The sequence below is a fragment of the Pseudotamlana agarivorans genome, assembly GCF_001642835.1.
GTDB lineage: Bacteria > Bacteroidota > Bacteroidia > Flavobacteriales > Flavobacteriaceae > Pseudotamlana > Pseudotamlana agarivorans.
This window is the reverse complement of sequence record NZ_LXEI01000025.1, coordinates 1-12,426: the sequence shown is the minus strand read 5'-3', so window position 1 is coordinate 12,426 and position 12,426 is coordinate 1. Positions and strand designations below refer to the sequence as shown.

Below are 12,426 nucleotides of genomic sequence, written 5' to 3'. Positions count from 1 at the left end.
TAACGCAAAGTCATTTGCTTCCAGTAGATTCTTTTCGTTCGCTCGTACCCCACTTACTACAATCACCCACTTCCTGCAACGCACAGCAAGAAAGGTCAAAAAAAAAGAGCTATAATGCCCTGCGGGTGCTCGCCTGTCCTGTCGAAGTGCAGATTGTCACTTTATTGCGTTACTCCGTCAATTGTCACGGTAGTTTGGACAACTTACTATATTTGGTGCTATTTTATATTAAGCAGCTTTGCTAATAAATCCTTTTAATTATGATTCTTTTTCAAGAGGAGTAATTATTGGTTCTGAAAATGGAGTTGGTGATTTTATTATCAATGGATATTCGCTTCCACCAATAATGATTTCTGAGGAAGAAGCAAATGCATTAGTGATTTCAGACAAATTAATTCTAAATCAAGGAGACCCTTTGTAAGCTTCCCCTAAAACCGAACTGTTTAAAAGTGTAAAAATAATATTAACTTTAAACAGCAATTATGAGAAAAAGTAAATTCAGTCCACAGAAAATAGCTAAGATTTTAAAAGAGTTCGATAACGGTAAGAGTGTTGAACAGATAATACGTGAACATGGTGTAAGTACATCGGCCCTTTATAAATGGGAGAACGTTATGCTGGCATGAACGGAAAAGAACTAAAACGTATTAAAGAATTAGAAGAGGAAAACCGCAAACTTAAACAGATGTATGTAACTTTAGCTTTAGATCACCAAATGGCAAAAGAGGTTATTAAAAAAAGCTATAAAGCCCTGCCGCAAGCGGAGTATTGCAAAGGAACTTATTCATTACGGTATCAATAGGGCGTGTCGTGTATTGAATATGAGTAAGAGCGTCTATTATTACACACCATTACTCAAGGACGATCTCGATATAGAACAAGCTTTACAGCAGAAGGCTGAAGAGCATTCTGAAAAAGGATTTTGGAAAGCCTATGACCGATTACGAGAAGAAGGCAAACTTTGGAATCACAAACGTGTGCATAGGGTTTATGTTTCTTTAGGGCTACCTTTGAGAAGAAAGGTAAGGAAACGTTTGCCTGCTAGAGTAAAAGAGCCTTTAGAGGTTCCTAATGAGCTCAATCATACTTGGAGTATGGATTTTGTAACCGACGTTTTAGAGAACCAAAGACGTTTTAGAGCATTTAATATCATTGATGATTTTAATCGAGAAGTTCTTCATATAGAAATAGATTTTTCATTGACTAGTAATCGCATAGTCTGGGTGCTTAACCACCTAATAAATAAAAAAGGAAAACCCCGGAAGATACGAATGGATAACGGCCCTGAGTTTATCGTTAATATCACTAATGAATGGAGTCAAATGCATTTAATAGATTTTAAATATATTCAGCCAGGAAAACCAACTCAAAATGCTTTTATAGAACGCTTTAATGCAAGTTATAGACGTGGAGTCCTAGACAAATACATATTCGAAGATCTTGATCAGGTTAGAGAACAAACCCAAATATGGATAGATGACTATAACAACCACAGACCACACGATTCTCTTGGAAAAACTTCTCCTATTAAGTATGCGAAAATTAATTCTCTTGGGGCTAGCCCCAAGAGAATTAAAAACAGTAATTTTAAACCAGTTTTAGAAAATTAAGCAGTTCTAATATGGGGAAGCTTACAGTGGCAGATGAAAATAAAGATTTATAGACTTTGATTGTAGCAGAGAAGGAAATAAAATATCTAAAAAAAACTTAATAACTAATTAAGGACTTATAAATTTGTCAAAAATATTAAAGAATTCAGTGTCCATATTAAGGTATTAATTAGTGATTTTGGTTAGGACTATATTGATTATAGTAAAGGGACTTCTAGTGAAGCTAAAGTTCAAATTGATTTTTTAAATCCACTACTCAAGTGTTATGCTTGAGATGTTGAAAATGAGACTCATAAAACACAACTCTTTCGAGGGAGGTGTAATAGAAAAATTTATTAATGTTGTGGAAGATGATAAAATAACCCAAAAAAATCCAACCGTTACTTTAAAACAGTTTTGACAACGTTCACTTCTTGTGGAACCGAAAAAAAGTTTCTTTAGAGATTAGAACAGTCCCCGATTTTCAGATACGAAGATATAGTTGGAGTGCTAATTTGACTTTTTATGTTACTACTAATTTTGAATACTTAGTTTTTTATTACTGTACAATCAAACGAAAAATGGCAGACCTTGCTTCACTAAATACTATTTTTAAAAAGTATTTCCATTTTCAGTTAAAAATTTCACTTTCTTCATATTCATCCTGTTTTATAAGTTTGATATGTTTTGTATTAATCAAAAAATGAATTTGTGGGTGTATACCAAAAGGGATATATATTCACGACTAAAAGAAACATCTTAAATCAAGTTCCTTGTGTAATCAGTTAAATAAAACCAATCAATAAACACATTCTAAATACTTTCTTAATAGTTATTTAACACAGCTTTTATTGTGCTGAGTGTCATTAAAACTAATTTTAGCAAAATTTTAATTTATCAAAATTTATCTATATAACAGATGGGGCTAATAACCTACAAATGGTTATCTATTGTTAATAGCATAAAAAAAATTAAATCTAAAATCTTTCAATTTAGGCTACAATCTGTTTTTACTAAAAAATGACTGAAAACGAGCTATTTTTCAAAAAATTATTTAATGAAACACATGCCAAGGCTTTTAACTTTATAAAAGCCTTAAGCAGAGATGAAAATATTGCTTATGAAGTTGTTCAAATTTGTTTTATAAAAATATGGGGAAATATTGATAAATTCAAACAGCATCCCAACCCAAAAGCCTTGGTTTTCGTGTCTGTTAAAAACACCTTTTTGGACGAAGTTCGAAAACAAAATAGAGTCAACTCCTTATTGACATCTATGGAGGATCATAAATATTTGGATATCACCTTGCCTGATACAAGTGAAGACCATTCATCTTTTTCCGACACACTAAAAGCCGTTCAATTATCATTAGAGAAACTACCAGAACACATCCAGCATATTTATAAACTATACCAGTTTGAAGAGTTTACTCCCACAGAAATTGCTAAAAACCTAAAACTATCAGTCACTACCATACGAGAAAACATTGAAACAGCGAAAACCATGCTTCGTCGCGATTTAAAAAAGTTCCGAAATTGAAGCGTTAATCACTATTCCTTCTAAAATTCATTTAAAATATCTTTTTATTGATGTTTACATTAAGTTAACAGTAGTGTAACATTAATTTCTTTTTCAAACAACAATTCTATCGTTCTACATATAAATAGAAAGATAAAAATTGGATTTAAAACTCATCAAAAAATATTGGGCAGGAAACTGCTCTCTGGAAGAACAAAGGCGTGTAGAGCAATTTATACGCGAAAATCCTGCCGAAATTAATCAATTACTTGAAAAAGAATGGCAACAGACACCTGAAACCATTTCAGGAACCCACGACGCTTCCCTAATTAAAGACACACTTTTAAAAGACATACAAAAACATATAGACACTACTGAAAAAGAGGGACACCCATCTCCATTTAATTGGCAAAAGCTAGGTGGTATCGCTGCTATGTTTATAGGTGTTATTTCTATTGGTTTATGGTACACGACCCAAAATAAGGCTCACACAAATACACCCATCAATGCCATTACCCTAACACTGGAAGATGGTAATAAAATATTAATAAATGAACAAGACACTATATCCGTATTCAATAATCATGGTAAACAACTTGGGCAACAAAAAGGAACTATTTTAAATTACAACAAAGGGAATGGCGTGAAGACACTGGTATATAACACCTTAAACATTCCTAATGGAAAAACGTTTAAACTACAATTGTCAGACGGTACAGTGGTGAACCTAAACGCAGGCTCTTCCATAAAATACCCCGTTGAATTTGTAGAAGGTTTAAATAGGCAAGTTTTTGTTACGGGCGAAGCTTACCTTAAAGTAGCCAAAGATACCGCACACCCCTTTATTGTAAATGTAAACGATTTAAACATTCGAGTGCTGGGAACCGAATTTAATGTGTCTGCTTACCCAGAAGACGAAACTACACACGTAGTACTTGTAGAAGGCTCTGTGAGTATGTACTCCAAAAAGGAAGGTTTTAAAATAGAAAAAAACACCCTGTTAAAACCAGGGTATAAAGGCAGTTTTAATAAGTTAAAGTATGACATTAATACCAAACAAGTTTCAACAAGTCTGTATACTGCTTGGATGGAAGGAAAACTTATTTTTAGAGAGATGCATTTTAACAATATATTAAAAAAATTAGAAAGACATTATAATGTCTCTATTATAAATAATAACAAAGCGATGGCAAACAACCTGTTCAATGCTAATTTTGGAAAGCAAACATTAGAAGAGGTTCTTGAGGAGCTTAAAGTTAATTATGGTTTGGAATACGAAATAAACGGCACAACCATTAGCATCTATTAGCATCCATTAGCATCCATTAGCATCAAGAATATATAAATTAAATAAAAGAAAGACACGCTATGAAATAAGAACAAATACACAAAATAATAAACAGCGATCACCATATAAAGGATGCAGCATCCCCAAAAAAAAATCGGAAAATGTTTGGACCATTTCCCGACCGTTTTAAGTGATCAAAAACAAAATTAATCACAATTACACCATAAAAGTATGAAAAAACTTCTTAAATGTACAAGAAGAACACATCCATTATTTAAATATGATTTAAAAATGAAATTTAGCACTTTGTTTATATTGGTTACAATATTTTCAATGCAGGCTAAATCCTCTTACAGTCAACGCGCTAACATAACCCTTACCCTAAATAATGTTTCTGTTAAAAAGCTTATAGATAAAATAGAAAACAATACACAGTTTGAGTTTGTTTACCAGCTAAAGGATGTGGACTTAAACCGTATCATCTCCATTAATGCTAAAGAAGAAAAAATAGCAACGGTATTAAACAAGGTTTTTAGTAGTACAGAAACCACTTTTAATATTAATGACAAGCGTATTTATTTGATAAAACGTGTCACGACACAACCAGAAGAATTTGAAGAAAAAAACAGAATAAAGGCTCAAGCTACAGGAACGCTTAAAGGAAATGTCTACGATGCAGAGCACCCAAAAGAGCTTTTAGTAGGTGCTACAGTGCAGTTGGAAGGCACGAGTTGGGCAAAGGTTACTGATTTTGATGGTAGGTTTGAATTTAATAATCTGCCCCAAGGTAAGTATACGGTGATAATACGCTATATCGGTTTTAAAACAATTCGGATTCAAGATGTCGAGATAACAGCCAACAACATTTCAGAAATTAATGTCGCTATGAATGCCAGTGCAGATGCGTTGAATGAAGTAATTGTAAAAGCCGATGTTAATGTTAAAGTCGCTCCCATAAGAAACTCTACCGAGCAAAGTTTAATTAGTGAAATACAAAGTAATAGCATCGTAGTTACAGGAATCTCCAACCAGCAAATATCTAAAAGTGTGGATCGGAATGCAGCAAACGTGGTAAAACGGGTGCCCGGTGTAACGGTACTGAACAATTTTGTACTGATCCGTGGCATGGATCCCCGCTACACCCTAACCTACTTAAACAATACCATTGCGCCCAGTTCTGAAAAAAACAGCCGTAGGTTCTCTTTCGATTTGGTGCCATCTGGCGTGTTGGACCAGATTATGATATACAAAAGCCCAGCTCCCGAACTGCCCGGTCAATTTGCCGGTGGTGTGGTAAAAGTGAAGACCAAAGACGCCGGTGCCGTTCGTAGATTGCAAATAAACTATTCGTCCCAATACAGAACAGGAAGCTCACTGTCTTCCCATTTTGGCAATAGCGGGAGCGGAAACGATGGGTTCTTGGCATTGGACTATAAAAATCGTTTGTATGATGAGCGCCTGTATGTACCCTCCTATAATTTCCCAAGTATCGACCGTTTTCCTTCGGTCAATGAAGAATTGACACGAAACTTTCCAAAACCCTACAACCTCACCAAAGAAAGTAGCGATTTGGACCAACGCATAGGGATTAACTATTACGACTCCTGGAAACTAGGAAGCACCCGTTTAAACAATTTAACCTCCGTAAGTTATACCGACCAGTTTAGACGTTATGAAAACGACTTTACTATTTTATTAAGGGCTAATAGTGATGAAAGTGTAGATAGAGGCAGTCCTGAATTACAAATTCCTGAAGCCCAATATACGGATGATTACAACCGTCAAAATGTTCGTTTAAATGTATTACAAAATTTAAAATATAAAATTAACAGCAATCACATTATTGATTTTAACGGCTATTTTAATCGTTCTATTGATGATGAAACCACCGTACGAGATGGCTACAAAGCACAGGACAGTACTAATATATACCGTAGTGTAAATTACGAGTATTCGGTCAGAGATGTGGCTTCCCTACAATTAAATGGAGAACATAGGTTTAAAAAACATCAAGTGGATTGGTATGCAGGGACAACCAGTATGCAAGAGACCACCCCTGATCTACAAACCTATGAGTTTACAAAACAGAACGAAACAGAGTATGGTTATACTTTAGCAAGAACCACAGGAGATAGAGAAACCCGTAGAGGTAGTTTTGAAACTGATGAAAGTGGAATTATTGCTGGATTGGATTATAAAACCACTCTAAAAAACGAGATTAAAATAAAAGCTGGAGGACAGATAGAATTGCAGGAACGTTTGTTTCAATCCTTTTATTATTTCCCCACCTACCAACAATCTAGTGGTTACGATTTACAGTTTAAAATGGAGAAACCATGGGAAAATATGGATAAAATATATAACGATAGCCTGATTACTGGAGACCCTAAAAACACCTTGTATTTGCAGCGTGATTTTTCTGAAGGGCGTTACTCAGTAGATTATAAGTTATATGCAGGCTATGGAGGTGTAGAAGTACCTATGTTCAATAAAAAATTACAAGTGAATGCCGGAGTGCGTTATGAGCGTACCGATAGAAGATTGTACGATGCTTTGGATAGACTCATATTTACTTCTCAGGCCTACGATAATAGTACAGGCGAACCTAAAGGCGATACTTTGGCTAGCCCTATTAAAAGTTATTGGTTGCCCTCTGCTTCGGTTATTTACAAGCTTAACAAAAAAATGAAACTAAAGGCCACTTATGGTAAAACCTTAGACCGACCTTCTTTTAGAGAATTGTCTAATTTTATTTTTGCCGAATACGAAACCTCTACCCGTACCTTTGGTAACCCTGCCTTGGTAGATGCTGAAATTAACAACTTTGACCTACGTTGGGAATGGTATCCCAATCCTAGTGAGTTTATTGCCGTAGGAGTGTTTTACAAAGACATGAAAAACATTATTGAAGTCTTAGACAACACCAACCCTGCTTCCCAATCTGGTTTTACCAGTGTGCAATATACCAATAGTGATGAAGCCTATACCCAAGGTATTGAGGTTGAAGCAAGAAAAAATTTAGGATTTATTCCATGGAGTCCCATGCAGTATTTTTCTGTAATTGCCAATTATACTTATTTAGACAATGAGGTAAAAGGGTTAAACAGGCCTTTTTTCGGTTCAACTCCTTATACCCTTAATACAGGTTTGTATTTTGACCAACCCAAATGGGGGACTAACTTTTCTGTATTGCTAAACAGCATAGGACAACGCTTATTGGCTACAGGAGTGGTACAAGAAAGAGGAAATCAATACCAAACAGAAAACACCCAATTAGACATTGTGTTTTCGCAACAAATCACCAAATATTTAAAGTTTAAAGCTGGAGCCGAAAACATTTTAAACCAGGCCATTACTACCTATGTAGATGCCAATAGCGATGGAAAATTTACCCCTGGTGTGGTGCAAAAAATATATGGTGTTAATGACAATGGTGTTGCCTACGATAAAAACGTGATAGATTACCAACGTACCCATTACAAACCCGGAACCTATTTTACGGCTGGGTTCACCTTAGAATTTTAACAAAGCTATTAATCAAAATAAATTAAAAATTAGAATACCTAAAAACAAAAATTATGAAAACAATAACAACAAAAAACAAATTAACACATTGGCTACTTGCTGCTTTTAGTATTTGCATCACTTTATTCACTATCGGTTGTAGCAAAGACGATAACGATATTGGTGAAGGAACAACCGATGACGAATTGAGCATTACCAGTATAGAACCTGCGACCGCAAGAGTGTACGAAGAATTTACCATTAACGGTACCGGGTTTAGTACAGAAGCTACGGCCAATGTGGTTTATTTTAGCTCCAATTTGGGAGATAATGATGCCCAAAGACCAAGTCCTATTTACGTAAGCCACACCCCTACCAGTATTACGGTACAAGTACCTGCAGATTTAAGGTATATCCAAGATGGTCCTATTACCGTACAAGTAAATGGAGAAAGTGTAAAATCGGAACAAGATTTTACCATAGACACTAGCTTGGGATATCCTATGCTAGAAACAATCACCCCTACCCATGCCGTTCCTGGTGCTGAAGTAACCATTACGGGAGATAATTTTGGAGGAGATAATTACAATACGGGTATAGAAGACTTAACTGTACTATTTGGAGACCAAGAAGCCAAAGTTATTAGTGTAGGTGGTAACAATGCCAGAGGAAACCAAATAAAAGTAGAGGTTCCTAACATACCCGAAGGAGCCGTACAGATAAGCGTACAGCGTGAAGATTTTGTTGGTCAAACTACTTTAGATTTTACAGTAGATCCTCTACCTGCCAGCGTAAAAGCAACGTACATAGTTAATGAGGATGGGATTGTAAAAGGTGAGGTTACAGAAAGTGGATTGCAGTTTACCACGCTTTACTCTGCTACCGATAATGATGATATAGTAAAACGCGCAACCCATTTAGAATATGATGTTACTAATGGTTATTTGTATTGGGAATCTCAAGGTGAGATATATAGAGCTACTAATGACGGAATGGGTACCCCTGAATCAGTTTTTGCACCTGGAGTCCGATTCTATAGTTATGATATAGATTATACAAACAACATCATTTATTACATTGAGTATACCGAAGAAGAATCTATCATTAAAAAGCAATCCCTTTCTGGAGGAACAGCTACCGAATTGTACAGCGGATTTACAAGAGAATTAAGTTGGGTAACTTTTGAATATGAAGGTGAAAACCCAACTAATTTAGTGGTTGATAGTGAACATCAAAAATTATATTGGGCAGATTTAGGAGTTGGCGATAACGTAGAAAGAGGGCTTAAATCTGGTAGTACCGATGGAACGGCTACTATTAAGTTAGAATTGTCTGAAGACGAAATGGGTGCAATTGAGAGTGCTTATTGTCCTGCATTGGTTTTTGAACCTGCTACCAATGAGTTATTTGTCTTATACCAAATGGGTTCAGTATCCAATTTGTACAAAACAACAATCGGTACCAAAACGGCTACCAAACTGGTTGCAGGTAAGCCGGTGGATGCCACCACTGGAGAAAACGGATTATTGTTTAATCCTACAGGATTGGAAGTAGATACAGAAACTGGTTTTGTTTATTTTATGGATCTCTATGACAATAAAACAGATGTAATTAACCAAACTACTTATGCCATTCGTAGAGTACCATTAAACGGAGGAGACGTAGAAGTATTATTCCCAGATTTATTAGGGTCAACTTTTGCTTTGGAGATTAATTAAAACATACCCTGATTAATAGCAAGCCTGGGTAAACACTGGCAAACTAGGTTGCCAGAGGCATTTATTTTATTTGTATATTTTTTTGAATTCAGTTTAGTTCTAAAACCAAGCCAGTAACCTAGATACTGGCTTTTTTATAAGCTATTAAGGGTATTTTAAAACAATGTGGTAGCACTAAAACATCCATTGAACAAAAAAGATGAAACTTAAATTTAAACAACCTGTAAAACACTTCATAGAGCAGTTACAGCAAGTATTCGTTCTTGAAGTTATACTATCTAAAGCTGGTATAGATGAGCAGAGTACCATCTATGTAGCAGATTCTAAAAGGCATGTTATTTGGAAAAAAGAAACAGCAGACATGCATTTTAAAAAGTTTGCGGGTAGCGGTCAAAAAGGCTTTCAGGACGGATTACAAACAGCGGCATGTTTTAACCACCCCATTTTAATTGGCATAGATGAAAAACAAAATTGTTACATCCATGATAAAGGCAATGCTTGTGTGCGTAAAATTTCACCATATGGAGAAACCATAACCCTTTCGGGATTATCATCCATGCAAGACGATTTATTTCAAATACTAGAAACAGAATACCTTAGGTTCCAATACGTGAAATGGTATTATACCCAAGGGCAAATCTATATACTAAACATCTTAGAAAATAAAGGCGAAACTTATTTGACCATATATAAAAACACACGTAATGGTGTTAAAACAACAATTCTATAAATAATGAAAGGAATCACAAACCAAGAATATACCAAGAAACAGAAAATGATTAAAAATATAATAAATAGCCTAGAGGATAACCATTTGAATGCTGAAAATATGCGCGCATTGGGAATAGAAATTAAAAACCAATACAACAACTACCTAAAACTTTTAGATAAAATTAGCGAATCAATAAACAAGTACCATGAGCTATGTAATGACATTCAATCTGTTAAACGGCAATCCATAAAGGAACAAAGGGAAATGGATGTAAACTATTTGCATTATTTACAGCAAAGAAGGGATGTTGTAGATTTGTGAATCAAAATGCTTAATACTGATTAACCAACATATTTCTGATACGATTTCAAATATATAGAATATGTTTTATGCAGCCATTTTAAACGAGTTCAATGAAAAAATAACAACATTAGAAAATAGTCAAGATGATTTACTAAAAAAAGCTAATTTAGGAATAACCATATCTTATTAGGCTCTAGACACGCTTAAAAAACGAATTTTAAAGCAAAGTTTCTCACCCGTAAAGGAAGAAAAATATTTTTTAAATCGGTCAAGCCACACCCCATGCAATTCCTTATATATTATAACGAGCTTCGATCTTGCGAACTTAGAATGCCTAAGTTGGGCATAGAAAGTCAGTTAAAATACCTTAAAAATTAAGCCAAAAAGGTATACCTATTTTTAGGCAGAAATACCGAGTTTATTTTGTATTTAGAACAAGGCCATACCCACTTTGACGAATACTACTTTATGCATAAAAACTAAAGTTGAAATAACACGAATAAAGAGCTTCAAAAGGAAATAGAACAGCTTAAAAACTACTTTTAAGAAAGGGGATATGGACGCCCTTGTGGACGAATCCTACCTTGAGGTAGCTGCAGAACAGATGGACTACAAATCCATTCTTGAGTTAAAAAAAAGCTAAATATCAAGCCTTAATTAAAGCTAGAGATAAGTCTGAAGAATTTGCATCTTACTATTAATTAACGAATAACTAGCTTCTTAGATAAAACACCTGATTCAGATTTTATATGAATTAAAAACAAACCTTTACTCTTAAGTGAAACTTTTAAACTATTATTTATTTTATTTTCATATATTAATTGACCAACTAGGTTGTATATACTAACCATTCCTCTCCCGCCATATTTTATAAAGAAATCTTCATTTATATTAGAAGGATTAGGGTAGACTATAAATTTGTTACTAACTTCATCTAATTCTAAGTCATCATTACTTAAAGTTTTTTCCTGTAATACAATTGTTTTAATTAAATTATCTTTTGTAAGAACAGCTTGTCCTGCTACCTCGTAAAATCCAAACTCATTAATTACATAATTATATGTGCCAATTGCAAGGTTATTAGCTTGAATTTCCCCATTAGCTTTAGTTATATAATCTATGCCATTAAAATTCACGGATATACCGTTTAAAGGATTTATACCATTTGTAACTAAAATTGTGTAATTAAATATTGTTTTTTCCTGTTCTAATATAAAATCGTTATTTATAGAGTTTTCACTCAAGTAATTCAACTTTAATAATCCTGTTTTATTTGTATAACCATTTAAATACGTGCTAATTCCACCAGACCATCCTCCTGTTATAGTTGTGGAATAATTTCCATTTACATCCGTTAATACAGATGTAGGAAATCCTAAAACAGAAACATTTGCTAACGGATTTCCTTCACTATCTGCTACAACTCCACTTACCGTATAATCGGCAGATTTTACTAAACGAAAACCAGAGTAATCCATGTATTGTTCACCAGATAGTCTAAATCTTGTTTTATTCCTAAAATAGGGTGCAGCATCTAAATGGAAACTCCTACCTCTTGTTACGCGCCCAAAACTAGTATAAACGGTATTTATTGGATTAATGCTGGGGCTATTTGCATAATAGTTTGAGGCATAATAATCTTCACATATTTCCGAAACATTACCCGACATATCATATATACCTAACTCGTTTGGTAATTTAGTACCAACTGGAGCTGTGGAATTCCTCGATTTAACAGCTACATCATCAGGGTCATTGCTACCACTATACACATAACCTAAACTTTGGTTCCCA

9 protein-coding genes and 1 pseudogene are annotated in these 12,426 nt (G+C 34.5%); 9 read left to right on the top strand and 1 reads right to left on the bottom strand.

Translation table 11 applies throughout. From position 1 onward, the window contains the following. Window positions 1-238 precede the first annotated feature (238 nt). The 9 genes and pseudogenes from A6I66_RS15750 to A6I66_RS17125 all read left to right on the top strand — a co-directional run bounded on the left by A6I66_RS15750 (window position 239) and on the right by A6I66_RS17125 (window position 11,010). A complete protein-coding gene (locus A6I66_RS15750; protein WP_067151653.1) occupies window positions 239-421 on the top strand; it encodes a hypothetical protein in 183 nt (60 codons plus the stop codon). A gap of 61 nt (window positions 422-482) precedes the next feature. Then, window positions 483-1,610, top strand: a pseudogene (locus tag A6I66_RS15740) (IS3 family transposase). A gap of 999 nt (window positions 1,611-2,609) precedes the next feature. Further along, window positions 2,610-3,128, top strand: a complete 519-nt coding sequence (locus tag A6I66_RS15735; protein WP_067151646.1) for an RNA polymerase sigma factor — start codon at window positions 2,610-2,612, stop codon at window positions 3,126-3,128. 139 nt (window positions 3,129-3,267) lie between these two features. Continuing rightward, a complete protein-coding gene (locus A6I66_RS15730) occupies window positions 3,268-4,416 on the top strand; it encodes a FecR family protein (RefSeq protein WP_067151644.1) in 1,149 nt (382 codons plus the stop codon). A 312-nt stretch (window positions 4,417-4,728) separates the two neighbouring features. Further along, the gene (locus A6I66_RS15725; RefSeq protein ID WP_067151641.1) at window positions 4,729-7,920 is read left to right on the top strand and encodes a TonB-dependent receptor; all 3,192 of its coding nucleotides are present in this window, start codon (window positions 4,729-4,731) and stop codon (window positions 7,918-7,920) included. A gap of 53 nt (window positions 7,921-7,973) precedes the next feature. Continuing rightward, a complete protein-coding gene (locus A6I66_RS15720) occupies window positions 7,974-9,617 on the top strand; it encodes an IPT/TIG domain-containing protein (protein WP_067151638.1) in 1,644 nt (547 codons plus the stop codon). Between the two features lie 199 nt (window positions 9,618-9,816). Further along, window positions 9,817-10,347 (top strand): NHL repeat-containing protein, encoded by a 531-nt coding sequence (locus tag A6I66_RS15715; RefSeq protein ID WP_067151635.1) that lies wholly within the window; start codon window positions 9,817-9,819, stop codon window positions 10,345-10,347. A 3-nt stretch (window positions 10,348-10,350) separates the two neighbouring features. After that, window positions 10,351-10,650, top strand: a complete 300-nt coding sequence (locus tag A6I66_RS15710; protein ID WP_067151632.1) for a hypothetical protein — start codon at window positions 10,351-10,353, stop codon at window positions 10,648-10,650. Window positions 10,651-10,884: 234 nt separating this feature from the next. Further along, complete coding sequence (locus A6I66_RS17125; RefSeq protein WP_394331380.1) at window positions 10,885-11,010, top strand: RteC domain-containing protein; 126 nt, start codon at window positions 10,885-10,887, stop codon at window positions 11,008-11,010. A 323-nt stretch (window positions 11,011-11,333) separates the two neighbouring features. Here A6I66_RS17125 and A6I66_RS15705 read toward each other — a convergent pair. Beyond that, the coding region (locus tag A6I66_RS15705) for an SUMF1/EgtB/PvdO family nonheme iron enzyme (RefSeq protein ID WP_157614264.1) at window positions 11,334-12,426 on the bottom strand (1,093 nt) is incomplete at its 5' end.